Consider the following 25279-nt stretch of genomic DNA (forward strand, 5'->3'; position numbering starts at 1 on the left):
AAAACGGTGGGTGGGGTTTAACGATTGAAATGAACAACGGTGCGAATGCTCCGGCCTTCGTGCATCAGCTCGAAAGCCTGGTTGATCTCTTCCAGGCCGAGGGTGTGCGTGATGAAGGTATCCAGCGGGATTTCACCCGTTTGCGCCTTTTCGACATAGCTGGGCAGTTCGCTGCGACCTTTCACGCCGCCAAACGCCGAGCCGCGCCAGACGCGTCCGGTGACCAACTGGAAAGGACGAGTACTGATTTCCTGACCGGCGCCGGCGACGCCAATAATCACCGACTCGCCCCAGCCCTTGTGGCAGCTCTCCAGGGCCGCACGCATGAGATTGACGTTGCCAATGCATTCGAAGGAGTAATCCACGCCCCCTTCGGTCAGCTCGACAATCACGTCCTGGATCGGCCGGTCGTAATCCTTCGGATTGATGAAGTCGGTGGCGCCGAGCTGCCTGGCGATTTCGAACTTGGCCGGGTTGATATCGATCGCGATGATTCGCCCGGCCTTGGCCATGGTCGCGCCGATGATCGCGGCCAGACCGATCCCGCCCAGGCCGAAGATGGCGACGCTGGCGCCCTCTTCCACCTTGGCCGTGTTGAGCACCGCGCCAATGCCGGTGGTCACGCCGCAACCGAGCAGGCAAACCTTCTCCAGCGGCGCCTCCTGCGGAATTTTCGCCAGGGAAATTTCCGGCAGCACGGTGTACTCGGAAAAGGTCGAGGTCCCCATGTAGTGGAAGATGGGTTGGCCCTTGTAGGAAAAGCGGCTGGTGCCGTCCGGCATCAAGCCTTTGCCCTGCGTGGCGCGAATTTTCTGGCAGAGGTTGGTCTTGCCCGAAGTGCAGAATTTGCACTCGCCACATTCCGGGGTGTACAGCGGGATCACATGATCGCCCACCGCCACGGAGGTCACACCCTCGCCGATTGCTTCGACGATGCCGCCACCTTCGTGACCAAGAATGACCGGAAAGAGGCCTTCCGGATCCGCCCCGGACAGGGTGAATGCATCGGTATGACAGACGCCGGTGGCGACGATGCGCACCAATACTTCCCCGGCCTGCGGCGGTGCCACGTCGACTTCGACGATTTGCAAAGGCTGGTTAGCCGCGAAGGCTACGGCAGCGCGTGATTTGATCATATTCATAATTTCCGGGCGCAAAGAGACGCCGCCTCTGTGTGGAAGCAAGAAAACTCAGTCGTAAGCGTGTGTTTACGCGGATCGCGTTGAGGAGCGATACAACGGGCAAGGCATCCTTGCCTTCATTGCCGGTTACAACGTTGCGTCGATTTTTTTCGCGGCTGATTCACTGACCCAGGCGTGCCAAACCTCCGGGTGCTCCTTGAGGAAAATCCTCGCCAGCTTCGGTGATTCAATACGTTCCTTGGTCATCCGCGCCAGGTTCAGATTCAACAGGTCAATGGGGATGTTGACCTTCTCCAGTACCGCCACCAGTTCGGGTGCCTGCTCATGAAAAGCCTTGGAGATGCCGACTCGAGTGATGACGTTCTTGTCGACACCCGGTTTCTCTTCCAGCCTGATCGCATCGATCTGCCCCATGAGCGGCGTCGGTGACCAGTAGTAGAACAGCACCGGTTCACCACGCTTGTAGCTCGACAGCACAGCAGCATCCAATGCCGCCCCGGTGCCTGGGCGGAAATTGGTGTAGGTGCTTTCAAGACCGTACTCTTTCAACATCTCGGTATTGTCCTGCTCGCAAATCCAACCTGCGGGGCAGTTGTAGAAGCGTCCTTTGGAAGGCTCCTCCGAATCGCGAAAAACTTCGGGATACTTGCTCAGGTCGGCCACCGACTTGAGGTCTGGAGCGCGAGCGGGCTTGTTGCGTTTTGCGTCCCCCTCAACGACGTAACGCGGGACATACCAGCCTTGAACCGCACCGACGATCGGTGCGCCAACCGCCACCACTTTTCCTGCTGCCGCGGCTTTTTTCCAGACCTCGCTGCGCTCCATCCACTCTTCGCCAAACACTTGAATGTCGTTACTGGCCAGAGCAGTCTCCAGAATGATGGTGTTACCCACCAACTGGTCGGTTTCACAGCCATAGCCATCCTTGAGCACGATCATCATGATGTCGGTGAGGAGCATCCCGCTCTCCCAGTTCAAACCGGCAAACTTCACCGACTTGCCTGAGTCACACCACCCGGACGCCTGGCTTGAAACACTACCGACGAGCAGGCCAAGGGTGACTAACGATGCCAGCAAATTCTTCTTGTACTTCATGATCAGACGCTCCAAAACAATAGTAGGGGCGCTCTTGCTTGCCACAAACGGGGCCAGCGAGTGCCATCAGATCTAACGTGGACAGGTGCCTGTACAAACACGTGAAGCGATGGAGTCAATGAATGGATTTATTGTTAATGGGGCGTCACTTAAACCAATGGGTCTACGCTGGTCCGTCCGTAAAACAACTGGCGGGCATAGGCACTGAATTCGACATTGGGCTGATCCACATAAGCAAATACCGCGTTGAGCCTCAATCGGTCGCCCACCACCGGCGTGACCCGATGCAATGAATAGCGGCCGCGAAACAACGTCAGTGTTCCAGGCACTTGAGGCAGGACTTCTATGGTCTGGGTCTGGGGATCATCAAGGAATTGCCGGACCGCGTCATAACAGTCGTCGTCCTTATTGCGAAGCATGCGTACATACTCGAAATCCCCTCCAGCGCTTGCCGCCTGGAGTGACAGCGTGACGCTGAAATCTGAACGGTCAAAGTGCCAGCCCAATTGCTGCCCCGTCGTAAAGCCCTGCAAGTTAAGCGCGGCCAACGGATCGGCATGGCGGTAGAGCGTGTCCAGACCCAAGACATCCCTGATGAACGACAGCACTTCGTCGGATTCGTAGATGTTGCGGATCACATTGTCGGCGGGAATGTCCGCGTAGGCGACGGTATCTTTTTCGGTTTTCATCAACCGCCGCAGCGGATGCCCTGAGTCGACGCCGTCCTCTTGAGGCTTGAAATAAACCGTGTGGTTTTCCCGAAAATGGAACATGCGTGGGTGCAGGGCAAGCGTTTGGTCCGCCATTGTGGCGACCATCTTGTCACGGACAAATCCCGGGAAGATCGCAACGCCTTCTTTGCCCAGTAATGCCTGGCTGTCAGCGACCAACGCCAGATAAGCCGGGTTGGTTCGATCGGTAATGGGATAGCGCTCCAGGTCGATGATATCGCCCAGGGTTACGCCGGTTGTGAGAGGAAGCAAAGTCATGATTGTTATTCTCCGTTGGCTCTTGCTGGAGTCAGATTGCATCGGAGGCAAAAACAAGTCACGCTCATATTTTTACGCAAATTTGTGAATTATTTTCAGGTCGCCCTCCCCTATGAGACTCACCCTGGATCACCTCGTCATGCTGCAAACCCTGTCGGAAGTCGACTCGATCACGGCGGTTGCCGAGCGTTTATGGCTGACGCCTTCAGCCGTCAGTCATCGCATGCGGGAGGCGGAACGGCGACTGGGCGTGCCCCTCACGGAGCGATCCGGCGGAAAGTTGCGACTCAGCCCCGCCGGGGTGCGCCTCGAACGCGCCGCCAGAGACATCATTGCCATTCTCAACGAAGCGGAGGCCGAGGCACGGTCGATGGCCGGCGGGGTCACAGCCTTCGTGCGCATGGGGGTCACCTCATACGGTCCGTTTCGCTGGATTCCAAAATTCATCAAACACTATTCGAGCCTGCGTCCAGACATCGAAATAACCCTGGTCACGGTGCCCCGTAACGACGTCTACGCGAGCCTGATGCAGGGAAGGATCGATGTATCGATCATTGACGACGGTATGGTGCCCAGCGGAGTCGCCAAGTTGCCGCTGTTCCGCGACGACTTGATTGCGATCATGGCCACCGATCATCCGCTGGCCGGGAGGAAAAACATCTACGCCGAAGACTTCAAGACTTACAACCTGGTGACCTACTCGACCGACCGTGCCAGCGGCTGGGAATATGACCGTTTCTTCGCGCCCGCCAGCATTCTGCCCCGGCGAATGATCACCGTGGAGTTGATCGAAGCGATTGTCGAATTGGTACGTTCAGGCTACGGAATCAGCATCTTGCAACGGGATTTGGTGACGCCCAGCCTTGAGCGCGGGGAGCTCGCCTGGGCCGCCCTGAATGAAGGCCTGGATATCGCCTGGAACGCTATCATTCGGCCCTCTGAGCCCGAATCGAGTGAGGTTCATAAAATGGTCGGGGAATTGTCCAGCTGGGTTGAAACCCTGGGTAAACCCTAGTCCAGGCAATTCCCTTCAGCCGCGCCGCGACCTGGCCTGCGCATAGCGCGCAGCGCGCAGCGCGCAGCGCGCAGCGCTTAGGCAAATGCTCTGCCTCAGTTATTTATACTCAAATGCCAGCTTAATAATATTTTACCGATACCAGGGTCATCCCTAGTCTTGAGCCCAAGAAATGGCAGGTCGTTCGCGACCGAACTCCAACTTCGAAGGGTATTGAGATGACCTCTGAAACAATAAAAACAGATACGCTGATTGTTGGCGCCGGTCAGGCTGGCGTGGCCATGAGTGAACACTTGAGCAAACTTGGGGTGCCGCACCTGGTGCTGGAGCGCAATCGTATTGCCGAGCGCTGGCGCACCGGGCGCTGGGATTCGCTGGTCGCCAACGGTCCGGCGTGGCATGACCGCTTTCCTGGCCTTGATTTCGACGACCTCAGCCCGGACGAATTTGCGCCCAAAGAACGCGTCGCCGATTACTTCGAAGCCTACGCGAAGAAATTCAACGCGCCGATCCGCACTGGCGTGGACGTGCTGAAAGTCGAGCGCAACGTCGGCCGCCCGGGTTTCACCATCGAAACCTCTGAAGGCGTGATCGAAGCCAACCGCGTGGTGGCGGCGACCGGGCCTTTCCAGCGGCCGGTTATCCCGCCGATTGCACCGAACGACCAGCCTTTCCTGCAGATCCACTCAGCGGACTACCGCAACCCGGCGCAACTGCCCGAAGGCGCTGTGTTGGTGGTCGGCGCGGGCTCGTCCGGCGTGCAGATCGCCGATGAATTACAGCGCGCCGGCAAGAAGGTTTACCTCTCCGTCGGCGCCCACGACCGCCCGCCTCGCGCTTACCGCAACCGGGATTTCTGCTGGTGGCTGGGCGTGCTGGGCGAGTGGGATCAAGCGGCGATGAAACCGGGTCGCGAACACGTCACCATCGCGGTGAGCGGCGCCCATGGCGGTCGCACCGTGGACTTCCGTGGGCTGGCGCATCGCGGCATGACCCTGGTCGGTCTGACCCAATCGTTCAACGGCGCCGTGGCGACCTTCCAGCCCAACCTGGCCGAGAACCTGGCCCGTGGCGACGAGAACTATCTGGCGCTGCTCAATGCCGCCGATGCCTACATCGAACGCAATGGCCTGGACCTGCCGGAAGAACCGGAAGCGCGCCACACCTTTCCCGATCCAGAGTGTGTGACCCAGCCGATTCTTGAGCTCGATCTGGCCAAGGCCGGCGTGACCTCGATCATCTGGGCCACCGGTTTTGCCACCGACTACAGCTGGCTCAAGGTCAATGCCTTCGACGACAAAGGCAAGCCACAGCATCAGCGCGGCGTGTCGAGCGAGCCGGGTGTGTATTTCCTCGGGCTGCCGTGGCAGTCGCGTCGCGGGTCTTCGTTCATCTGGGGCGTTTGGCACGACGCCAAGTACGTGGCGGATCACATCGCCATCCAGCGTTCCTACCTCGACTACCACGATGCGGCGCAGCGCGCGGTGGAAGCCGTCCCGGTCGCCCATAAAACCACCGTCAGTGCTTAAGCCTTTTTTTGTCAGGAGCTAAAAATGTCCACGCCAACCCATACCCGTATTCGCATGTTCAACACCAAGGAAACCTACCCGAACCAGAGCCTGGACAACGATCTGTGCCAGGCGGTCCGGGCCGGCAACACCGTTTATGTTCGTGGCCAGGTCGGCACCGATTTCGAGGGCAGACTGGTGGGCCTGGGTGACCCGCGTGCGCAAGCCGAGCAAGCCATGCGCAACGTCAAGCAGTTGCTGGAAGAAGCCGGTAGCGACCTTAGCCACATCGTTAAAACCACGACTTACCTGATCGATCCGCGGTATCGCGAGCCGGTGTATCAGGAAGTCGGAAAGTGGCTTAAAGGCGTGTTCCCGATTTCCACCGGGCTGGTGGTGTCGGCACTCGGGCAGCCGCAGTGGTTGATGGAGATTGATGTGATTGCGGTGATTCCTGAGTAAAGACCGCGTCGCGGCTATCGCGAGCAGGCTCGCTCCCACAGGGGATCTTCAGCGAACACAGATTTTGTGTACGACACAGATCCAAGTGTGGGAGTGAGCCTGCTCGCGATGAGGCCAGCCCAGACAACTTATTTGCCAAGGCAAACCAAGGAGCAAAACCATGACCTTCTCCATCGCCGCCCGTTGCCCCGAAACCGGTCAGTTCGGCATCGCGATCAGTTCCTCCAGCATCGCCGTCGGCGCCCGTTGCCCCTGGCTGCTGCCGGGTGTCGGTGCGGTCTCCACGCAAAACATCACCCTGCCGTCATTAGGCCCGGACGTCCTCGCTCTGATGGAGCAAGGCCTCGCCCCCGCCGAAGCGCTGGACAAGGTGCTCACGCGCAACGGCTACAGCCAATACCGTCAGATCACCGCCATCGACCACCTCGGCCAGACCGCGCATTTCAGCGGCGCGCAAACCCTGGGCAACCACAACGCCGTGTCCGGCGAGCAGTGCGTCGCCGCCGGCAATATGCTAGCGGACCGCTCGGTGATCGAGGCGATGGTCGAGGCGTTCGAGCACGGTGAAGGCCAACTCGCTGACCGCTTGCTCGCGGCCATGAAAGCCGCCATCGCCGCCGGCGGTGAGGCTGGGCCGGTGCATTCGGCAGCGATGGTGGTGGTCGGCGAATTGACCTGGCCGATCATCAACCTGCGGGTCGATTGGGCGGATGAAAACCCTATCGGCGCGTTGGAAAAACTCTGGGACGCCTATCGCCCACAGGTTCAGGACTACATCGACCGCGCCCTCGCGCCCGATAAATCCCCAGGCTACGGCGTCGCCGGAGACGACCGATGAGCAGCAGCCGCGATTTGCTGCAAACCCTGGTGGCGTTCGACACCACAAGCCGCGAATCCAACCTGCAACTCATCGAGTTCGTGCGCGACTACCTCGCCGGCTTCGACGTGCCGTGCGAGCTGATCTACAACGAGCAACGCAGCAAGGCCAATCTGTTCGCCACGATTGGCCCGGCGCAGTTGCCGGGCATCGTGCTGTCGGGCCACACCGACGTGGTGCCCGTCGATGGCCAGCCGTGGAGCGTGGCGCCGTTCGAACTCACTGAGCGCGACGGCAAACTGTACGGTCGCGGCACGGCAGACATGAAAGGCTACATCGCCTGTGTGCTGGCCCTCGTTCCTTGCCTGATGAAGGCATCGTTGCGGCGGCCCGTGCACATCGCGCTGTCCTACGACGAAGAAGTCGGCTGCCTCGGCGTGCGTTCGCTGCTGGCGGAACTGCAACAGCGCCCGGTCAAACCGATGCTCTGCATCATTGGCGAACCGACCGAACTCAAGCCGGTACTCGGGCATAAAGGCAAACTGGCGATGCGCTGCGACATTCACGGCCAAGCCTGCCACTCCGCCTATGCGCCGCTCGGGGTCAACGCCATCGAATACGCCGCCGAACTGATCGGTGAACTGGGACGAATCGGCACCCGGCTCAAAGCGCCCGAGCACCACGATGCGCGGTTTGATCCGCCGTTCAGCACCGTGCAAACCGGCGTCATCTCTGGCGGCAAAGCACTGAACATCGTCCCCGCCGATTGCCGCTTCGACTTCGAAATCCGCGCCCTGCCCGCGCATGATCCGAGCGAGGTCGCACAGTCTCTTCAAGCCTATGCCGAGCAGCACGTTTTGCCGCGCATGCGCGCCGTGAGTGAGCAGAGCGACATTCGCTTCAGCGAGCTGTCGGCGTACCCCGGCTTGGCGACGGATGCGCGCAGTGAAGCGGCTGAATTGATTGCGACGTTCTGCGGCTCCCGAGAATTCGACACCGTGGCGTTCGGCACCGAGGGCGGCCTGTTCGACGCGGCTGGAATGCCCACCGTCGTCTGTGGCCCCGGCAGCATGGATCAAGGCCATAAACCGGACGAATTCGTCAGCCTCGAACAACTCAACGCCTGCGACGCCATGCTGCAACGGATGCTGCTATCGATTACTGAATAAACAGGGTCTTGAACACCCAAAAACCCCCTGTGGGAGCTAGCCTGCTGGCGATAGCGATCTGTCAGTCAAATCAATCTTGACTGTCCGATCGCTATCGCCAGCAGGCTAGCTCCCACAGGTTTTTCACCGTCCAAACGGCATACATTTTTTAACGTCTATACCCACAATCTTACTAATTTATCTATCCGCCCCCACCGCACATCATCCACTCCAACAAGAAAAGCGTCGCCCTCGCGTGGCGCTCACCGAAGTACGTCCACGTACTCAAATTGCCTTGGAGTCCGTCATGGTTACCCCTGCAACAACCTCCGCCCCGCTCATCGAAAAACACACCATCGGCTATGTGCCGCCCGAAGATCGCCACGGCAAAACCCGCGACCTGTTCACCCTCTGGTTCGGTGGCAACATCGCGCCGTTGCCCATCGTCACCGGCGCCCTGGGCGTGCAGATGTTTCACCTGAACCTGGTGTGGGGCATCGTCGCCATTCTTGTCGGCCACCTGGTCGGCGGCGTGCTGATGGCGCTGCACTCGGCGCAAGGCCCGCAGATGGGCATCCCGCAAATGATTCAGAGCCGTGCCCAGTTCGGCTCCCTCGGCGCGCTGCTGGTGGTGCTGATTGCCGGCATCATGTACATCGGTTTCTTCGCCTCCAACATCGTCCTCGCCGGCAAGTCCTTGCACGGCGTAGTCGACAGCGTGCCGGTGCCCGTCGGCATCGTCATCGGTGCGCTCGGTTCGGGCATCATCGGCATCATCGGCTACCGCTTCATCCACGTGCTCAACCGCATCGGCACCTGGGTCCTCGGCGCTGGCATCGTGCTCGGTTTCGGCTACATCTTCACCCACGTGCAGACCGCCGATTTCCTCACTCGCGGCAGCTTCAACATCTCCGGCTGGCTGGCCACCGTGTCCCTCGCCGCGCTCTGGCAAATCGCCTTCGCACCGTACGTGTCCGACTACTCGCGCTACCTGCCAGCCAACGTACCCGTGGCCGCCACGTTCTGGACCACGTACCTGGGCACCGTGCTCGGCTCCAGCCTCTCGTTCATCTTCGGCGCCGTCGCCGTGCTCGCCACGCCCGTGGGCATGGACACCATGGACGCGGTCAAACTCGCCACCGGCTCCATTGGCCCGCTGATGCTGGTGCTGTTTCTGCTCAGCGTCATCAGCCACAACGCCCTTAACCTCTACGGCGCCGTGCTGTCGCTGATCACCCTGGTGCAAACCTTCGCCTACCGCTGGATTCCCACCGCCCAAAGCCGCGCCGTGCTCTCGGTCATCGTCCTCGCCGCGTGCTGCTTCGCCGCCGTCGGCGCCTCGGCTAACTTCATCGGCCACTTCGTCGACATGGTCTTGGTGCTGCTCGTGGTGCTGGTGCCGTGGACCGCGATCAACCTGATCGACTTCTATGCGATTCACAAAGGTCAGTACGACATTGGTTCGATCTTCAAGGTCGACGGCGGCATCTATGGCCGGTACAACCCGCAGGCGTTGCTGGCGTATGCGATCGGCATCGTGGTGCAGATTCCGTTCATGAACACGCCGCTGTACGTCGGGCCGATTTCGGAACACATCAATGGCGCGGACCTGTCGTGGCTGGTCGGCCTGCTGATCACCTCGCCGCTCTACTACTGGCTGGCGAACCGTGACAGCGCGTACAAGCGTCGTCTCTCGACCGGAAAACTCGCCAACAGCCTGTAAAACCCAGGACGCCGAGGGCAGACCACGCCGTGCTCTGCCCTCCCTGCCATACAAATGTCACGAAGCCATCGCCGTCTTGCTCTACGCTGAACCAGGCCAGATAACCTCGCGTCACACACTCGAGTACTTACCATGACTGATTTCATCGCAAGGACGACTGACGGATTCACCATGAAACTTTGGCGCGGCGAGCGCACGTGCATGATCGGCTTCGACGTCGAAGCCCCCGCCGCCACCTTCGTCGGGTTTGCCATTGAGTGCAAATTCCCCGGCGACGCGGACTTCACGCCCCTGCCCAATCGCATCGCCTTCGAGTACGACAAACCCACCGCAGAAGCCGTCAGCGGCGCGCGAAAGTTCTCGTCGCTCACTGCACCGTTCCAGAAATTTCGCTGGATTCACTTTCCCCATGAAACCGGGCACGGCACGTTCACCTACCGGGGCACCCTGATGCACATGCCCACGGACGGCCAACTGGTTGCCGGCACGTCCATTGAACTGGCGATTGACCTGGACCCCATCAGCTACGAAGGCATCGTCGATATCGGTTTTACCCGGGGCTTCACCTCTTCCCAGGCGTTTGTGGATCGAGTGCCCAGCGGCATGAACGTCAATGAATACGGAAAGAGCCTGATTCCATCGAAGAGCGAAGACGGTCTCGACCACCCGAAGACCGACCCGGCAATCTATGAGTGGCTGGGTTTTGAAGCCGTCGACATGATCTTCGGCGTGCTCAACGAAGTCATTCAGGACACCAACACCACGCTCGATGTGCTCGCCTATGACCTCAACGAGCCCGACATTGTCGGTTCATTCGAGAAACTCGGCAGTCGCCTGAGAATCATCATCGACGACGCTGGCGATCACCACGCCCCTACCAGCTGCGAGACGAGAGCCGCCATCCGCCTGGCCGCATCCGCTGGCGCGGCCAACGTCCACCGCACTCATTTCAAGGGGCTACAACACCATAAAGTGCTCATCGCCCGGCGCAATGGCGTGCCTTACAAAGTCCTGTGCGGCTCCACCAATTTCAGCTTTCGCGGCTGCTACGTGCAAAACAACAACGCGCTGCTGTTCTCGGAACCGGCGGTGGCCGCGCTATTCGGTCAAGTCTTCGACGCCTCTTTCAATGACCCGGACCACTTCGCCGACAGCGACCTGGCCAAGAAATGGCACGTCATCGAAACCCAAGGCCCGCGCCTGCACTTCTGCTTTTCACCCCACGAAAGCGCAAACCTCTCGCTCAGCCCGTTAGGAGGCGCAATCGACCAGGCCACCAGTTCGGTGCTGTTCAACATCGCCTTCCTTAACCTGATCGTTTCGGGCCCCACGTTCGATTCGATCACTCGCCTCTATAAACGGCCGATCTTCAGCTATGGCGTCAGCGACAAACCCTCGGGCATGGACGTAACCAAGCCCGATGGCACCTCGGCTGAAGTCGATTTCGAATACCTGGCCAAGAACGCACCGGAACCCTTCCGCAGCGAGTGGGCCGGCGGCAGCGGCGTCTCCGTGCACAACAAATTCGTGGTCACCGACTTCAACCTGCCCAGCGCCAAAGTCTTCACCGGCTCCTCGAACCTCTCCGTTGCCGGCGAAGAACACAACGGCGACCACCTGATCCTGATCGAAGATGGCCGAATTGCGCAGGCCTACGCCATTGAAGCGCTGCTGGTGTTCGATCACCTGCACTTTCGCACCGACATGAAAAAAGCCTTCGAACCGGCAGCCGGAGGCGTTGCCGGACACCCGCCACCCATGACGCTGCGCAAACCCACCGCCATCACCGGCCAGCCCGCCTGGTTTGAGGACTACTACGTCCAGGGCTCACAGAAAGAACGAGACCGGCAGTTGTTCTCTCACTGACGACGGCGCTGACCTGTAAACCTGTGGGAGCGAGCCTGCTCGCGATGACGCACTGGCAGCCAATATCCATTTGACTGACAGCCCGCCATCGCGAGCAACGTCTCGCCTCCCGAAATTTAATGAACCCTGCCCACCACCACCCGCCTAACAAAAGACTATCTGGAGGGTGACCCATGCAAATCGAAACAATCTGGATCGTACTGACAGCCGTTCTGTTGCTGATCGAGTTGTGGGCGATCAACCGGGTGCGCAAAGCCCAGGGCAAGTCGAGCAACAAACTGTTATGGATCGTGGTGATCGTGTTTGTGCCACTGATTGGGGTGATCGCGTGGGCTGTGGCGGGACCGAAGCACACTGAGCACAATCCGCATGCGCCGCAGGCTGGGCAATGATGTTGACGGGTATGCGATAGGGATTTGGAAACTGCGTGATTCCAGACAACACAGCCCCGATGAATTGGGGCTGTGTTGTTTCTGGCGATTCATTCGGTGTTCGAATCGCCGAAAGCTGGAATTTCATCGTCTGAAATTTGTGTAGGACATCGCCATCTGTGGCGAGAGATCTTACTGACTCTGGACGGTGATGCAGCCGCGATTCCCACGGAGATTTTAAACACGCTCACTTCCTGTAGCGGTTGACGAAGACTGCGTTTGGTAGCACAGCAGCCGTAAACCCAGCACACACGGTCTACCTGAAGTTAAACAACTTCTGAATTCACATCAGCTCCTCAGCCAAACGCAGTCTCCACCATCGGCCAACAACCTGTCTTTCAGTCCTACGACCTCGTTTGCAGGCACGAAAATCACCGCTTAAAGTACGCCCCGTCACTGATGACCATCAGAGACAGGGTTTCGCAGCCCTAAAAGAAGATCACCAATTCCGTCAGACATGACACGGTCGGTTTCCGTCTGTGAATGGACTTTGACGACTTTGATTAATTTTTTAGGACTATAAGCATGTCAACCCTAAACTCGCCCCGCCGTTTCACCCCAATGTCCCAACTCGCCACCGAATACCCCGTCCTGCTCATCGACTACGACGCCCCGCTGCGCGAACTCCACAACTGCCTCAGCGAACGCCTCAACGCCGTCCTCAAATACCTCAACCTCATGGCCTGCACCAGCCTCCCCGACTACGCCGAACACGACATCAACACCGTCACCAACATCGCCCGGATTCTGGTTCAGGACGTGAGCGATGTGTTTCGGGTGATTGAGCAGCGGGGGTTTGATACGCCCAAAGACCAGTGAACGAATTTCAATCCAAAAAAAACCCGCGTTGATGCGGGTTTTTGTTACTTGATCGTTTGCTGTAGTTCCAGCTTTTGATTGGGCGCTGGATTCAGAGGATTGTGCCAGGCGACAATCGGCTAGAAGCGGCCGCTCGGGTATACATTTAATTCCACGGTCTACAACTGCTATCGTAACTGTTCACCCACAAAGGTCTCATAGCTGCACGGCTTTTGTTTTTTTAGAGGATTTCCTTGCCAGCGAGCTAGACGACGCTCTAGGCTCGGTCTGCTCTCGGACATACGGCATCTATCAAATAGCTCATAGGGAAAATGGCTGTGATCAAGAACATACTGATGATCGTTGGCTTCCTCGCTCTAGCTGGTTGCGCAAACCCCTACGCCAAAAGCTACAAGTCACTTTCTAATCCGGAATATATCGCCGCCTATCGAACAGCTCCCGCTCCTGCGGAGCCGACTTTAGCGCTCGGCACAAACCCGGTCCAGGACGTTCAGACGTACTATGAAAACAGCTATGAAGCACTTGGTTTTAGTATGTTCAGCGACGAATTATCGACACAGCAGAAAGCAATTGAGCAAGGTCGGGTAGTTGGTGCTGATCTGGTTGTCTACTACGAGCCCGTTTACCAGCGTACCAACACCCAAGCTGTACCGGTATCGCTTCCCACTCAGCAAACTGTGAGTAGTTATGGGCAAGCGACCGCTTACAATAACTATGGCGGATCAGCCACTGCATATGGCTCTTCGTATGGAACTGTTTCCGGGCAACAATGGACTGCGATTCAAGTTAGTCGGGATAGCTACTTTCAGACCGCCACGTACTACGTTAGGACCAACCAGCCCTTAGGACTGCATTTCCGCGCACCTACTACTGCGGAAGCTCAAGCTCTTGGCACACAGCGTGCTGTTGTGATTACCTCCATTGTGCGCGGTTCTGCGGCCTATCAAGCGGATCTCCTTCCTGGAGATACAATTCTTAAAGCAGATAATCTTTCCGTTGACCAAATTCCTAATGCTGCCGACTTTGTACGCGCGCGCCGCGGAAAGACGGTCGACGTTATGCTTATCCGTAGTGGCAAATCCATTATAAAGAAATTAACAATACCGTAGCTCAGGCCCATGTGGTGATTGCATAGGCTTGTCCAGCCGTTTGTAATCGAGCTGACAAGCCATTTGAGCCAGATTTAACCACCATGCTTCGTGCAGTGAACGGCAGTGAACGGCCAAAAGCGGACTCTCAGGTCGCGAGATTGCGTTCATCCAGGAGGCCCCAGGCTGGCACATCGTAGCGTCCGGCCAAGACGCCCTCCTCGAAAACACAATCAGTCGGGACTTTTGATACCAGACTACCAACACAGCTGTCGCAGAGAAATTTCAAAATTTTTGAACCGAGGTTAATCTTCTACCCCTTCGACTATGACGCAAGGACAGCTGATGGCCCTCACCAGTGAAATCTCTCCATACAACCCTCAGTGGCCGCTACTTTTTACCGCCGAAAACCGACGAATAGCGGAGGGCTTCGGTGCTGAGCTTATCGGAACTCATCATGTTGGTAGCACCGCCGTTCCGGGGCTTTCTGCCAAACCGGAAATCGACATCTTGGTTGTGGTGTCGGAGCATATAAATGAGGTGGCTCGTAGCGAGTTCATGCGTACATTGGGCTATGTGCGGGGAACCGATCTTTTCGCCGGACACCACTTTTATCGTCGTGATGTTGATGGGGTGAGAACTCATAAAATGCATGTGTGCGTTGCTGGTCATGGACAGATTGCACGAATGTTACGTTTCCGCGACCTGTTAAGAGAAGACTGTACTATCCGCAAGCAATACCAGGATTTGAAGCTGCGGCTCGAAGCTAACAACCGGGGAGGCATTGCTGAATATCTCGCGCATAAGGCGCCCTACATTGACGCCTTGATGAATATCACCTAGGGGATTCAGTCCGTGTTCATATCAGCTCTCTAGAGCTAGACGGGTATCCACTGATGCGGCAGCAGCTCAGCAACCTCACTCGCCCGCTGCGTCGGCAACGCGTGAGAACATCCTTCAAGTAAGCATACGGATCAGTGTTGCGCGGACGGTTACGGTACATCTTCGATGGGTGAGTTTCCAGCGCATTGCTACGCTAGCCATAGGTCTATCTTGTACCGAACATATAGGAGAGTAAGAGTGGAAACGGACAACATAAGCGCAATGCGTGACGAATATGTTAGCTCCATGGGAGCTGAGCTGGGGCCGGTCTTCTTCGCAGTGCATCACGAAGTAATTGAACTAGGTATTGTCTGGCAGCAATACGTGCATCTATACGGCACTAGTGCTGAAAATATCAATGTTCTAAACCGTACCGCCAGCTTGTTTTTTAGGGTGATACAGGATGAGTTGTGGGATAGCGTTCTGCTTCGAATAGCGGCTTTGACTGATCCTGCGACGATGAGTGGAAAGAAAAATATAACTTTGCGTGCATTGCCCGCGTTGGTCTTAGATCCAGTGATGCGAGGTGAAATCCAGAAGTTATGCGACCTGGCCCTTGCTGAAACGGGGTACGCTCGAGAGCATCGGAACAAGCGGATAGCCCACAACGATCATGATTATCACATAGTAAAAGGGGCGGTCCATCTGAGCGGGATCAGCAGAGTGAAGATTGAGGAAATGCTCACTGCTATTCGTAATGTTCTCAGATATGTGCAGCAAAAAACCCGCGACGTTGACTTCCTTTACGATCGATTCATTGAAGAAAGCGGTGCCGCATTGCTGCTCAGGAAGCTGAGAACAGTTGATTGAGTGATTTCAAGCAGCGACTTGAGAGCCGCACCAAGATGGCCGCCTGCTTTTGAAAACTTCTGACAAGCAGCAGTCGGCCAATTTCTGCCTTTGCTGACCGGCAGCTATGGGTCGTTTACAGCCCTTTGCAACGGGCAACAATCAGAAGCGGTCACCTAACATTTGCGCTTACTGTCAGTCGACATCAATCAATAATATGTGCGAATGGGAACAGTTTGCTCGCCTGGACTACGTGGTCCACACCGGACCGATGAAAGATCTCAGCTTCTCGTTTCGTCGAGCCAACTACCGCACCGGGCTGCCAGAAACCACTGCTAAAGACCAAGATCAAACCAGCCTTTATCAACTATATCTACGCTCTCTGGTGACCACCTGAGGCTTTTAACGGAGTGTCTATAAGGTCCTAGTTTTTTAGGGCCTTTCATACATCCTAAAAAATACAAAAACACCTACCAGCAGTCATTCAGAGCACTTTAAAATAACCAAAAAATCATAGCACCATAAATATTCTCCTATATTACAGACATAAACTCATGCCTCTAGGGACGCCCTTTTCTCTTCTCTTTTTGCCGTCGTTGCGCCTCCCTCGTCCGCGCCGCTTGGAAATCCTCTCTATAGAACAATCTGTCGTCATTTGGGTTTCGCTGAGACAGACTAATGTGCCACAAGTGCTCCATCGCTTGATAGTGACCGGCTGGAATACTGGAAATCGAAAAACGATCTTTAAAGGATTGAGATAAACTCAATACCGACCTTATACTTTCGTAATTTGGATTTAAGAGGGCCTGATAAAAAATATATTTGATTTCATATATAGTGAACTGAGAAGAGAATATTTTCAAATAGTTCTCTTGCCTTTCTTGATCATAGCAGTCATCCCTTACCAACGAAATTATCGAATTTAGAGACTCTAGATACCTAGCCTGTCTAGGAAAATGTACATTGCAGTTCTTGTATAGCCAGTACGTGTAATCATCTTTATCAAGTTCGCTACCGCTCGAAGGAAAAGATGACAGCCTTTTTATACAGGCCTGTTCGAAATCTTGCAGCCTTGAGTTGAGTGCATCTATGCCATGCAGACGAGGCTGGCCAGTATTTAAAGGTCGGATTGACAAATCAGCCAAATTGTTTCGATACAGCAAGAGAAGCCTATAGAAAGACTCTTCGAACTGTTGCTGTCGGAAGGTTCTACTTTGAAGCTTTATCTCAACTCTCGTTTCAGACAACTCAGCCCTGGTAAGCTTAAGGTCTTCCCTCTGTAAAAAAATAGTAATGAGTAAGCCGGCAAACCCGAGCCCAGTAAAAAGGCAGTTTAACGCACCAAAACTATCACCGAATGTGCCTGCCTTGGAGATCGAATATTCGCCAATTGGCCATGCTTCATATACCAGAACACTCGCATAAATCAAAACGATTAACGCTATGGCGCCGAAACAAGCAAGTAGAACGCGTGAAATACGCAGACTTGGCGGTGAATCCGGTTCTAACGCGTCACTTACGAAGAAAATATTGTGATAGCTTCTGAAATTCATCCCTGAGATTACCTTTTCACGAATTAACTCACCAAATCGGGCCCTGTGTTCAAATACAAAATTCTGCTGCGTGATATTACACACATACATGCTGCGATTCTAAGCCGTACGCCGCCCTTATCACGAAACAAAAATACAGTATGCTAGTGTCCTTTTCCACTCCCATGTGTGGATGAGACTCAGTTCTCACCGAGGACTTACAAGACCTCTCTAAAGCGGCTACTCTCGGATTTATGTAGACCCAGTTCAACGTTGCAAAATCTCGGGTTTGCTGGTAAAAACACCACACCATGAAGCAAGGAACCCTCTCGCATGGAAGTCGCACCCCGGATCCTCTACGTTTTCCCCGACACCAATGTTTTTGTTCAGTGCAAACAGCTAGAAGCGCTAGATTGGAACCAGCTGGGACAATATGACAAAATCATGTTAGTTGTCACCAGGCCTGTTATAACTGAGGTCGACAATCAAAAAGGTGGGCCTGGGCGACTTGCAAAACGCGCAAGAAACGCCAGCTCTCTGTTTCGACGCTTTCTATTAGAGGGCGGTGATATTGAAATCTCGACACAGGGCTCAAACCCCAACCTCGTATTAATGCTCGGACAACATTTCGAACCTTCTGAAGAGCTAAATAGCGTTCTAAACTACAACCATGCAGATGATAACATAGTTGGGATAGCGCACGCTTACCAACAAAATCACAATCATGATGTTGTATTGCTATCCCACGATACTGGGCCATTGCTAATGTCCAAACGAGTAGGAGTACCTTTTCGGCCTGTACCAGATGACTGGTTACTTACCGCAGAACATGACGAGGAACAGAAGCGAATTCGGGAATTGGAAGCCGATTTAACGCGAATAAAAAAAATCGAACCCCAATGCAATATTGCTTTCAATGGAACACCATGGAAATTCACGCGAATAAATTACATTGCACTCAATTCAGCGCAATTATCAGAGCTTATAGAAATACTGAAATCCCGCAATCCAATCAGCACTAGCTTTGGCCCAACCGAGATCGCGGAAAGATCTAGCAGTCAACCTTCTATATTCGGCCACCGCCAAACGGAACGATTCGTACCTGCTACCGAGGAGGAAATATCCAAATACAAGGATCAATATATTAAATGGGTCAACGATTGCTGCGACACTCTCGCTGCCCTTCATGAAAGCCTAAACAAGATTGAAGAGAAGTGGGTGGTCAGCACAACCCTAGTGAACACTGGAGGAAGCCCGGCCACAAGTGTAAACATCAGCTTTGAAAGCTTATCTAAAAATTTTGGATTGATGGAACTACCAAGCGAGGATGATGATATTAAAGGTGAGCTAACACCGCAACTGAGAATACCACCGCATACTCCAGAAGGCAGATGGGTTACAGATAGCAAAATGCCCTACCACTTTGGGGTCGCAAGTCGCCACATCACTGCGATGGGTCACGAACCCCCATTCCACAATTTTTCCAGCTTGTCAAAAGTGCGCAACCCAAATTCGTTTTATTGGAAAGATGGCCGTCCCGGCTCCCCGTTGGTTCGGGTTGAGTTCGAGTGCGAACAGTGGCGTCACCAAGATGAGCCCGAAACTTTTGAACTCAGATTGGTTGTGGCGCCCGGGCACTCCGCTTTTTGTGGCGCAATTCAGGCTTCTGTCCATGCAGCTAATATCAGAGAGCCAGTCAAAAAGGTACAGAGTGTCGAGTTTGTGATCGAAGATGTAGAGATCTTCAGCAAGGCAAAAGAGTTGGTATTGGGAAGTCCCTTACGTTGACCTTAGCAATTACTCCTCCACACAAAACCACATGACATCAGCAAGCATCCGTTTGGTCCGTTTGCCTATAGTTTGAACGCTGCACCCCGTGATGCGCCGTATAATGTTCACTGACTCGTAATCGTCCTCGGCGATGATACTTCGCTCAGCCGGGGCTACCTAAGAGGTTGGCGACCGCTTTCGGCCGATTCTATTGGAAAAATCGGTTTTTCTGGACTGTCCGCATATTTACCACTGAAAACGCCTTTTTTGCGCGCGACTACGCGAAATCCGAGTACGGAATCCTCTGTTCAATGGAAAGATTTCAATCTCAAGCGCGTACTTTTCTACAGTGGCACCATGGCCGACTTTTTAAACAGAATCGCCCCATAGCTGACTTTCGCTATTGGACGAAAATCATTGAGAAGTGGGCGTTGAAACCAGCAAATACCTGCGACTTCATTTGTTATTGTGCCGCAACTTAACAGTTTGGGTTTTTTGCATAGTGATTTTCCAGCAACCTGACGATTTCTGGGCTTTTCCTCAGTGTGTCGAAAATGTGAAGTGCGGCCACGTTGGCTTGGAAAGCCTGATTTTCCGTGGATGGTTCATCTTGGTATCTCGCGCCGGTAGAGCAGTGAGCCATATCGATCAGGTGTGAATTTATTGAAATTCCTTGTTCATCATGAAGAGTCTTCGCCAGCTTGCTGAGGTCGTGACCATCTTTTCCTCTCTTGGAATAAGCTATGCCAGCGATTTCCAAAAAACCTTTCAACGTTTTTTCGACACATTGCTGCGCTGCCCATCGGGATTGGGGATAACGGTGTGCGAGGAGTTCCTGAGTGGAGCCTGCATAATCACCTTTCGCAACGCTAAGCATATTTGTGCGGGGAAGATTATCCAGCCACTGGATATTTTCTACAGCGAACATGTGGTACATGAAGTGAGCTTCTAGTTCACCGTTAGTAAGTCGGTCTACCAACCCTTGTGGTAAATCTTCGACGAGTGTAAGTATGTTCATGCTTGGTAAGCTTGATTGGCTCCCTTTGCTAGATCCTTTATTTTGCAAATTTCTATGTAGGAAAAATTCCACGGAGCCATACCAGCCAGCTATCCGAACTCGCCAAATAGTCTGTGCAAGACGAGCCGGTACGTACCCCAATTGGAAATAGATTTTCAACCGGTTACCAAGAGTTTGTGTATACCAACGAAGAGCCTTGGCCATCAGAACATCACCTTGGTAACCAGGCAGGTCCGCTAGCTCATCAGGCGGAGTCATACGACCGCTCCAACCAAAAGCCTCCCAAAATAAACGTCCAACATGAAGTGGCCTTTGAAAAGGCGTCAAGCCTTCAGTTGCTAACGCTTTATCAGCAGCGGCCATGAGATGTTCAAACTCAGCCTCTGCCAAGGGATAGGCTGGCCATGAAAATTTTCCCATTGGGCAGATCCTTTGCGAAAAAGAACATGTATGGAGGCTCTGAGCATAGCGTCAGGTATCGTGTCGAGATACATATTTTTAGTTTTCGCAATCCCGCAGGAAGAATGTGATGTATCCAGAAAACCGGTGACCGAATAGCTGCTTCTGGCCACTAACTGCCTCCTTAAAAAAATGGTACTTACCGTGAACGAGGATGCCGCTATGACGCACGGCGGCTGTCGACGATGCCGAGCAAGTGAGACGCCATAATGATCATCTCCCGTGCCTCGGACGCCTCAAGCCCTACATGCCGATGGCTTTGAGGATTCTTATAACTACCGATTGCGCCTGACATCAGTTGCATCAATGCTTGCTGCTCGCCCGATTCGGCCTTTTTATCTGTCAATGGGCCAATTTTCGGAGCAAAAGCATGCGTAGTGAGCTTGGTGCCAATCCATTCATCACTGAGAAGTGCTGCTTTGCGTATGGAGACTTCGAGAGTCTTGAACGCCTCAAAAACTGCGGTATCAAACATTTCCTGCTTGAACAGATTTAGTGCGGCAGACCGTAGTGACGGGTGGAGCAACTCCTCTGGGAGCTGGCGATCCTCTACCCACGATTTCAACGGCGTGCTTTGCTCGTAGTGTTTACACCCCAGGCGTGAGAGGGTCATCCACGGGCTGTCGCTAATCGGATGTTGGCAAATAAAGCCGTTGCTATACAGCCAACTCCATGATTCTGAACATGCCAATGCTGCGAGCTCGCTTCGGTCGTAGTCCGTCAGAACGTTTGAAAGAAAGTTATGGGCGCACTCAGCTTTTTGAGAACCCTGCAATTGGCTGCCCAAGACTTGCAGAACGGCCTCACTCAAGTCCAGCAAAGGCGCGTCACACAGCTGAATGGTCGTTGGGTAAATATCCTTAAGACGCGGCATAAAATGTACCTGCTACAGTTCGACTGATCACAGACTATAGCCTTCGTAGCCGAATGGACGAGGAGTCGCCAAGCAAGATCAATCATATCGAATCTCTCCCTCCAATGTCGTAGATGCACGACTGTTCATCAGGGTTGAGTTTACTTGGCGCCGCCGTCGGCTTCTGGCCGTTTTCTGCCTGTCGCGAGAGGCAGAAAACGGCCAGAAACTGCCATTGCAGCGCCAGAATTCACGCATCGGATTATCCAGCACGCCTACACAGCAAACGCCTCAAAACATGTCGGCTTGGACAATGTGGATCAACTTAAATAGCCTATCGCTCCCAGAGCCTCAATCAAACGCAACAATGCTGGTTTTTCAGCTGGTTTTTCGCCGATGCAACACACGTCCGGGTCGCTGAGAGAGCACCAAACCGACACTGGGTCGCCTACCTTCAGCCCGTATGAGGCTTTACGCAGAGTTGCAGTTGACCAAGCGTCAATGGTTTCGTTGAGAGACTTGTGAAACCGCTTCCCATTGGCGCTATAACTGAAGCTCATGAACTGCGCTCCGATCCACGGCCCCTCACTCCCTACAAAGGTTACGTAACCTTGTACCACTTGCCCCACAGGTACATCGCCAGCGTTAATCAATTATCTCCTGAGAATGCGCCCGACATGCCGGGACGCAGCGATCACCCATGTTCCGCTGCAACCTGCGCAGCCAATGTAATGCCTTGAATCACTGAGGGCACGGCTCATACGAGTTCCCATTCATCCTGGACCATTGCGCGCCAGCCGGCTCCCTGGCAATCAAGGATGTGTGCGATGAGACTAATCCTCGCAGTGATGCTGATGTCCAGCAGCTACGTTTACGCCATTTGCGAAAACATCCGCAATGATGACCAGCGCAATTACTGCAAAGCCCTGCAAGGCTCTGGAGGTTGCCAAAACATCAAGGACGACGGGATGCGCAATCAATGCAAGTCCTTGGCGCCCTAGTTGAATAGTGCACTGACGGAGGTGAAAAAACTTCCGTCGGTTAACGCCTGTCGCGTGCCTTTTCGAGTTTCTTGAATGAAGCCGGTATTTTCGTTTTTTTGCTTCGGTATACTCTGCTGCGCGCGCCATTTCGCACCAAGCCCCAATCTGGAAAGGACACCCGATGAGCAGCATTCCACTCTCCGAACAGTTGGGGGCAATGGCCTTTGTCGACGAGCTGCGTCATCAGCAAAGGCAGGTCCAGGAACACCTCGATCTGCCGCGGCGCCGTGCTGAAATCGCCGAGCGCATTCGCGCCTATTACCTGAGCAATACCATCGCTTTTGACGATAAACTGATCGAGCAAGGCGTTCGTCAGGTCTTTGCCCATCGTTTGAAGTTTGAAGCGCCGCCACTAAACGGCTTCGATGCCTGGCTGGTCAAGAGCCTCACTCACCGTTCAAAGATGCGGTTTTGGGGTGGGTTCATTAAGACGTTCCTGGCTGCGTTCATCGTGTTCTTCGTGTGGAGCGCCTATTCGCAGAACTCGCGCTACATAACCACCTTCTACAGTGATGACGACATCCGTAACGTCGTCCGCACCGCAGCCGAAGTGCGAAATGAACGCATAGAACTGTACAAGGAAGTGGATAAGCAGCGCAGGGAGCTGATTGCTCTTCAGAAAAGGAACGCGCAGCAGCAGGACGCGCACGTATCCCAACTGCTGGAACGTGCGCAGAAAGCGATACCTGCAAGCGATATCCGCACAGAAGTCGGTGCCTCCGAATCGGTCAGTCGCGCCAACGTGGCTGTTATCGAACCACAGATCAATGCGCTCAAGGCAGAAAAAAACGCAATCAAAGGTGCTCTGTATACCGCCGAAACAAACATCAAGTATGCCCGCGGCATCCTCGAGATACGCGAGGGCATCAAGGAGATGTTGCAAGACCCGAAACGAGCAGCCGCCCTCGCGCAATTCAGTGACCTGGACGGACGTCTGGCCGAGCTTGATCAACAGCTGAAAAACGTCAACAGCTTTGACAGCCACATGGATGCATCCTCCACATACAGAGAACTCAGTAGTGACCTGTGGCCGGATAAAGACTTGCTTGAGCTACAGACTCAGCGTGCGTATGCGCTAAGTAAACGCCTGGAAGAAAAGTCCATCCCCGAGGAACTTCGTGAGGAATTGCAGGTGAAAATGCGCGAGATAAATGCCGAACTCAAGAACGGCGACTCAGACGCAGCCGAGCGAAAAATCAGTCATCTGACCAAACGACTCAAAGCCGCCGGTTACTGGTCCCAATAAAGACCGGTCGAGCCACGCAGTGCCGAGAACATCAAGAAAGGACACCCGATGAGCCGCATTCCACTCTCCGAACAGCTGACAGCGATGGCGTTCGTCGATGAGCTGCGTCACGAGCAGAGGCAGGTTCAGGAACACCTCGACCTGCCTCAGCGCCGCGCTGAAATTGCCGAGCGCATTCGCACCTATTACCGGAACCAGGACATCGTTTTCGACGATGATCTGATCGAGCAAGGCGTACGCCAGTTTTTTGCTCATCGCTTGATGTTCGAAGCACCGTCGCTCAACGGTCTCAACGCTTGGTTGGTCCGGACCTTGATCAATCGCCAGAGGGGTCCCCTGAATGCCGAACCATGGTTTTCCGGCCGCAGCGTATTCTTGCTTGCCGTGACACTGTGTCTCTGCCTGGCGTTCGTGCCCCTCGTCAAGTACGCGAGTTATCGGGTGAAAGTGCCGGAAATCAATCGCGAGGCTCGCCGCCTCGACAGCCTCGCCTCTGACATGAGCAGAGCGCTTGAAGTGCAGCACAAAAAGCTCGACACCTTGCGACGAAGCAACGCCGAACATCCGGACGCGAACGTCAGTCGGCTACTCAAGCGTGTACAGCAAGCGTTGCCTTCTGGCGATGACCTCAGAGGCATCAGCACAAGCGAACCTATCAATCGTGACAATGTGGATGAGATCGAACAGCAGGTGATAGCGTTCAGGAACGCACAAGACACATTCTGGCGTACCCTCCCCAAAGTCGAAGAAGACATGAAGTTTGCCGGCGGGATTATCTGGATGCGCCAGGGAATCGAAGAGCTACAGCAGAATCCGAAAAAGTCAGCCGCCATTGCGCAATCCAGCGATCTTTATCAACGACTGGCCCTTCTCGAACAGCAGCTTGGACGAATCGACAACAATACTGGCTATCAGGATGCGTTCCTCGCCTACCGCGATCTCAATAATGATTTGCTCGATACCAATGCGCTGACACTCCAGACCCGGCGCCTCAATGAACTGAAAAGTCGCCTCGACTCCCGAATAATTGCAGATGACCTGCGCGGCGAACTGGATGGAATCATTCGCGAGATCGATGCCGATCTGGAAAAGGGTGACACGGATGCTGCTGAAGGGAAGATCAATCACTTGACCCAAAAAATGAAAGCCGCCGGATATATGCTCTGGATCGGACGGATCGACACCCGCCAGCGGGTTGCCAATAACTTCGACATGATGCTGAACGGGTAATGCCATGACTCAAACCGCCGACGAATTCACGCCAACACGCAGCCCTGCGCAACTGGCGAAGGACTATGAGGATATCCGTCAGGAATGCCGGGAGAAACTAAACGAGTACAACGATAACGAGGCGTATGTGTTCCTGCGGGACCGTAGCTACGGCACTGATGATTACCGCTTCAACTTTATCCAGCGTTGGCTGGATGGTCTGGTGGCCAAGCGGATCAACTATGCCGCCAATCGCCAGAACGAATTGATGCTGCTGGCAATGAAGGCACGCAACGAGGAGTTGTACAGCAAACGGGCGCGATAAATCGCTCTGCTCCAGACAGTACACTCGCCCCCACTTCACGTTGTATTGAA

25 protein-coding genes and 1 pseudogene are annotated in these 25279 nt (G+C 54.7%); 18 read left to right on the plus strand and 8 right to left on the minus strand.

Going from position 1 to position 25279, the window contains the following annotated elements:
* Nucleotides 1-17: 17 nt before the first annotated feature.
* From QRN31_RS29400 to QRN31_RS29410, 3 genes are all read right to left on the minus strand, one after another.
* A complete protein-coding gene (locus QRN31_RS29400; RefSeq protein ID WP_285436302.1) occupies nucleotides 18-1136 on the minus strand; it encodes an S-(hydroxymethyl)glutathione dehydrogenase/class III alcohol dehydrogenase in 1119 nt (372 codons plus the stop codon).
* Nucleotides 1137-1268: 132 nt separating this feature from the next.
* Complete coding sequence (locus QRN31_RS29405) at nucleotides 1269-2237, minus strand: glycine betaine ABC transporter substrate-binding protein (RefSeq protein WP_285436304.1); 969 nt, start codon at nucleotides 2235-2237, stop codon at nucleotides 1269-1271.
* 149 nt (nucleotides 2238-2386) lie between these two features.
* The gene (locus tag QRN31_RS29410; protein WP_285436305.1) at nucleotides 2387-3226 is read right to left on the minus strand and encodes a HalD/BesD family halogenase; all 840 of its coding nucleotides are present in this window, start codon (nucleotides 3224-3226) and stop codon (nucleotides 2387-2389) included.
* A 112-nt stretch (nucleotides 3227-3338) separates the two neighbouring features.
* On the opposite strand from QRN31_RS29410, the gene QRN31_RS29415 reads away from it, so the two are divergent.
* From QRN31_RS29415 to QRN31_RS29465, 11 genes are all read left to right on the plus strand, one after another.
* Nucleotides 3339-4241: a LysR family transcriptional regulator gene (locus tag QRN31_RS29415; protein ID WP_285436306.1), complete on the plus strand. Its 903-nt coding sequence runs from the start codon at nucleotides 3339-3341 to the stop codon at nucleotides 4239-4241.
* Between the two features lie 218 nt (nucleotides 4242-4459).
* Nucleotides 4460-5770: a flavin-containing monooxygenase gene (locus tag QRN31_RS29420; protein ID WP_285436308.1), complete on the plus strand. Its 1311-nt coding sequence runs from the start codon at nucleotides 4460-4462 to the stop codon at nucleotides 5768-5770.
* A 24-nt stretch (nucleotides 5771-5794) separates the two neighbouring features.
* The gene (locus QRN31_RS29425) at nucleotides 5795-6211 is read left to right on the plus strand and encodes a RidA family protein (protein WP_017338215.1); all 417 of its coding nucleotides are present in this window, start codon (nucleotides 5795-5797) and stop codon (nucleotides 6209-6211) included.
* A 160-nt stretch (nucleotides 6212-6371) separates the two neighbouring features.
* Nucleotides 6372-7049, plus strand: a complete 678-nt coding sequence (locus tag QRN31_RS29430; protein ID WP_285436313.1) for a DUF1028 domain-containing protein — start codon at nucleotides 6372-6374, stop codon at nucleotides 7047-7049.
* Nucleotides 7046-8197 carry an acetylornithine deacetylase gene (gene argE / locus QRN31_RS29435; RefSeq protein ID WP_285436314.1) on the plus strand — a complete coding sequence of 384 codons (1152 nt, stop codon included), beginning with the start codon at nucleotides 7046-7048 and terminating at the stop codon, nucleotides 8195-8197. Before QRN31_RS29430 ends, argE begins: the two co-directional genes overlap by 4 nt.
* 286 nt (nucleotides 8198-8483) lie before the next feature.
* A complete protein-coding gene (locus QRN31_RS29440) occupies nucleotides 8484-9899 on the plus strand; it encodes a purine-cytosine permease family protein (protein ID WP_222586076.1) in 1416 nt (471 codons plus the stop codon).
* A gap of 171 nt (nucleotides 9900-10070) precedes the next feature.
* The gene (locus QRN31_RS29445; protein WP_285436315.1) at nucleotides 10071-11765 is read left to right on the plus strand and encodes a phospholipase D-like domain-containing protein; all 1695 of its coding nucleotides are present in this window, start codon (nucleotides 10071-10073) and stop codon (nucleotides 11763-11765) included.
* 173 nt (nucleotides 11766-11938) lie between these two features.
* Complete coding sequence (locus QRN31_RS29450; RefSeq protein ID WP_090182949.1) at nucleotides 11939-12157, plus strand: PLD nuclease N-terminal domain-containing protein; 219 nt, start codon at nucleotides 11939-11941, stop codon at nucleotides 12155-12157.
* Nucleotides 12158-12721: 564 nt separating this feature from the next.
* On the plus strand, nucleotides 12722-13015 hold the full coding sequence (locus QRN31_RS29455; protein ID WP_285436317.1) for a fructose-bisphosphate aldolase: 294 nt from the start codon (nucleotides 12722-12724) through the stop codon (nucleotides 13013-13015).
* A gap of 317 nt (nucleotides 13016-13332) precedes the next feature.
* Nucleotides 13333-14124: a PDZ domain-containing protein gene (locus QRN31_RS29460; RefSeq protein WP_285436318.1), complete on the plus strand. Its 792-nt coding sequence runs from the start codon at nucleotides 13333-13335 to the stop codon at nucleotides 14122-14124.
* A 324-nt stretch (nucleotides 14125-14448) separates the two neighbouring features.
* Nucleotides 14449-14946, plus strand: a complete 498-nt coding sequence (locus tag QRN31_RS29465; protein ID WP_285436319.1) for a GrpB family protein — start codon at nucleotides 14449-14451, stop codon at nucleotides 14944-14946.
* Nucleotides 14947-14981: 35 nt separating this feature from the next.
* Here QRN31_RS29465 and QRN31_RS29470 read toward each other — a convergent pair.
* Nucleotides 14982-15079 (minus strand): annotated as a pseudogene (locus QRN31_RS29470) (transposase domain-containing protein); the annotation flags it as partial.
* Nucleotides 15080-15183: 104 nt separating this feature from the next.
* Here QRN31_RS29470 and QRN31_RS29475 point away from each other — a divergent pair.
* The gene (locus QRN31_RS29475) at nucleotides 15184-15795 is read left to right on the plus strand and encodes an AbiU2 domain-containing protein (protein WP_285436320.1); all 612 of its coding nucleotides are present in this window, start codon (nucleotides 15184-15186) and stop codon (nucleotides 15793-15795) included.
* A 196-nt stretch (nucleotides 15796-15991) separates the two neighbouring features.
* Nucleotides 15992-16171, plus strand: a complete 180-nt coding sequence (locus tag QRN31_RS29480) for an OprD family outer membrane porin (RefSeq protein WP_285436352.1) — start codon at nucleotides 15992-15994, stop codon at nucleotides 16169-16171.
* Between the two features lie 163 nt (nucleotides 16172-16334).
* Here QRN31_RS29480 and QRN31_RS29485 read toward each other — a convergent pair whose 3' ends face one another.
* Entirely contained in the window at nucleotides 16335-17327 is a 993-nt protein-coding gene (locus QRN31_RS29485) for a putative phage abortive infection protein (RefSeq protein WP_285436322.1), read from the minus strand.
* 312 nt (nucleotides 17328-17639) lie between these two features.
* Between QRN31_RS29485 and QRN31_RS29490 the strand changes: the two genes are divergently transcribed.
* Complete coding sequence (locus tag QRN31_RS29490; protein WP_285436324.1) at nucleotides 17640-19094, plus strand: PIN domain-containing protein; 1455 nt, start codon at nucleotides 17640-17642, stop codon at nucleotides 19092-19094.
* Nucleotides 19095-19554: 460 nt separating this feature from the next.
* Here the strand turns inward: QRN31_RS29490 and QRN31_RS29495 are convergent, their stop codons facing one another.
* The 3 genes from QRN31_RS29495 to QRN31_RS29505 form a co-directional block, all read right to left on the minus strand.
* The gene (locus tag QRN31_RS29495; RefSeq protein WP_285436326.1) at nucleotides 19555-20514 is read right to left on the minus strand and encodes a HEPN domain-containing protein; all 960 of its coding nucleotides are present in this window, start codon (nucleotides 20512-20514) and stop codon (nucleotides 19555-19557) included.
* A gap of 199 nt (nucleotides 20515-20713) precedes the next feature.
* The gene (locus QRN31_RS29500; RefSeq protein WP_285436327.1) at nucleotides 20714-21427 is read right to left on the minus strand and encodes a TIGR02391 family protein; all 714 of its coding nucleotides are present in this window, start codon (nucleotides 21425-21427) and stop codon (nucleotides 20714-20716) included.
* Nucleotides 21428-21726: 299 nt separating this feature from the next.
* Nucleotides 21727-21966 (minus strand): hypothetical protein, encoded by a 240-nt coding sequence (locus tag QRN31_RS29505; RefSeq protein WP_285436328.1) that lies wholly within the window; start codon nucleotides 21964-21966, stop codon nucleotides 21727-21729.
* 267 nt (nucleotides 21967-22233) lie between these two features.
* Between QRN31_RS29505 and QRN31_RS29510 the strand changes: the two genes are divergently transcribed.
* The 4 genes from QRN31_RS29510 to QRN31_RS29525 all read left to right on the plus strand — a co-directional run bounded on the left by QRN31_RS29510 (nucleotide 22234) and on the right by QRN31_RS29525 (nucleotide 25229).
* On the plus strand, nucleotides 22234-22407 hold the full coding sequence (locus QRN31_RS29510; RefSeq protein WP_285436329.1) for a hypothetical protein: 174 nt from the start codon (nucleotides 22234-22236) through the stop codon (nucleotides 22405-22407).
* Nucleotides 22408-22570: 163 nt separating this feature from the next.
* Nucleotides 22571-23695: a DUF6384 family protein gene (locus QRN31_RS29515; protein WP_285436330.1), complete on the plus strand. Its 1125-nt coding sequence runs from the start codon at nucleotides 22571-22573 to the stop codon at nucleotides 23693-23695.
* Between the two features lie 48 nt (nucleotides 23696-23743).
* A complete protein-coding gene (locus tag QRN31_RS29520; RefSeq protein WP_285436332.1) occupies nucleotides 23744-24925 on the plus strand; it encodes a DUF6384 family protein in 1182 nt (393 codons plus the stop codon).
* Nucleotides 24926-24929: 4 nt separating this feature from the next.
* Complete coding sequence (locus QRN31_RS29525) at nucleotides 24930-25229, plus strand: hypothetical protein (RefSeq protein WP_285436333.1); 300 nt, start codon at nucleotides 24930-24932, stop codon at nucleotides 25227-25229.
* The last annotated feature ends 50 nt before the right edge of the window (nucleotides 25230-25279 follow it).

Source organism: Pseudomonas sp. fls2-241-R2A-110 (assembly GCF_030209165.1).
GTDB lineage: Bacteria > Pseudomonadota > Gammaproteobacteria > Pseudomonadales > Pseudomonadaceae > Aquipseudomonas.

Coding starts and splice junctions, on each gene's coding strand:
- QRN31_RS29400 (WP_285436302.1), bottom strand. CDS start 1,136: ATGATCAAATCACGCGCTGCCGTAGCCTTCGCGGCTAACCAGCCTTTG.
- QRN31_RS29405 (WP_285436304.1), bottom strand. CDS start 2,237: ATGAAGTACAAGAAGAATTTGCTGGCATCGTTAGTCACCCTTGGCCTG.
- QRN31_RS29410 (WP_285436305.1), bottom strand. CDS start 3,226: ATGACTTTGCTTCCTCTCACAACCGGCGTAACCCTGGGCGATATCATC.
- QRN31_RS29415 (WP_285436306.1), top strand. CDS start 3,339: ATGAGACTCACCCTGGATCACCTCGTCATGCTGCAAACCCTGTCGGAA.
- QRN31_RS29420 (WP_285436308.1), top strand. CDS start 4,460: ATGACCTCTGAAACAATAAAAACAGATACGCTGATTGTTGGCGCCGGT.
- QRN31_RS29425 (WP_017338215.1), top strand. CDS start 5,795: ATGTCCACGCCAACCCATACCCGTATTCGCATGTTCAACACCAAGGAA.
- QRN31_RS29430 (WP_285436313.1), top strand. CDS start 6,372: ATGACCTTCTCCATCGCCGCCCGTTGCCCCGAAACCGGTCAGTTCGGC.
- argE (WP_285436314.1), top strand. CDS start 7,046: ATGAGCAGCAGCCGCGATTTGCTGCAAACCCTGGTGGCGTTCGACACC.
- QRN31_RS29440 (WP_222586076.1), top strand. CDS start 8,484: ATGGTTACCCCTGCAACAACCTCCGCCCCGCTCATCGAAAAACACACC.
- QRN31_RS29445 (WP_285436315.1), top strand. CDS start 10,071: ATGAAACTTTGGCGCGGCGAGCGCACGTGCATGATCGGCTTCGACGTC.
- QRN31_RS29450 (WP_090182949.1), top strand. CDS start 11,939: ATGCAAATCGAAACAATCTGGATCGTACTGACAGCCGTTCTGTTGCTG.
- QRN31_RS29455 (WP_285436317.1), top strand. CDS start 12,722: ATGTCAACCCTAAACTCGCCCCGCCGTTTCACCCCAATGTCCCAACTC.
- QRN31_RS29465 (WP_285436319.1), top strand. CDS start 14,449: ATGGCCCTCACCAGTGAAATCTCTCCATACAACCCTCAGTGGCCGCTA.
- QRN31_RS29480 (WP_285436352.1), top strand. CDS start 15,992: ATGTGCGAATGGGAACAGTTTGCTCGCCTGGACTACGTGGTCCACACC.
- QRN31_RS29485 (WP_285436322.1), bottom strand. CDS start 17,327: ATGAATTTCAGAAGCTATCACAATATTTTCTTCGTAAGTGACGCGTTA.
- QRN31_RS29490 (WP_285436324.1), top strand. CDS start 17,640: ATGGAAGTCGCACCCCGGATCCTCTACGTTTTCCCCGACACCAATGTT.
- QRN31_RS29495 (WP_285436326.1), bottom strand. CDS start 20,514: ATGGGAAAATTTTCATGGCCAGCCTATCCCTTGGCAGAGGCTGAGTTT.
- QRN31_RS29500 (WP_285436327.1), bottom strand. CDS start 21,427: ATGCCGCGTCTTAAGGATATTTACCCAACGACCATTCAGCTGTGTGAC.
- QRN31_RS29505 (WP_285436328.1), bottom strand. CDS start 21,966: ATGAGCTTCAGTTATAGCGCCAATGGGAAGCGGTTTCACAAGTCTCTC.
- QRN31_RS29510 (WP_285436329.1), top strand. CDS start 22,234: ATGAGACTAATCCTCGCAGTGATGCTGATGTCCAGCAGCTACGTTTAC.
- QRN31_RS29515 (WP_285436330.1), top strand. CDS start 22,571: ATGAGCAGCATTCCACTCTCCGAACAGTTGGGGGCAATGGCCTTTGTC.
- QRN31_RS29520 (WP_285436332.1), top strand. CDS start 23,744: ATGAGCCGCATTCCACTCTCCGAACAGCTGACAGCGATGGCGTTCGTC.
- QRN31_RS29525 (WP_285436333.1), top strand. CDS start 24,930: ATGACTCAAACCGCCGACGAATTCACGCCAACACGCAGCCCTGCGCAA.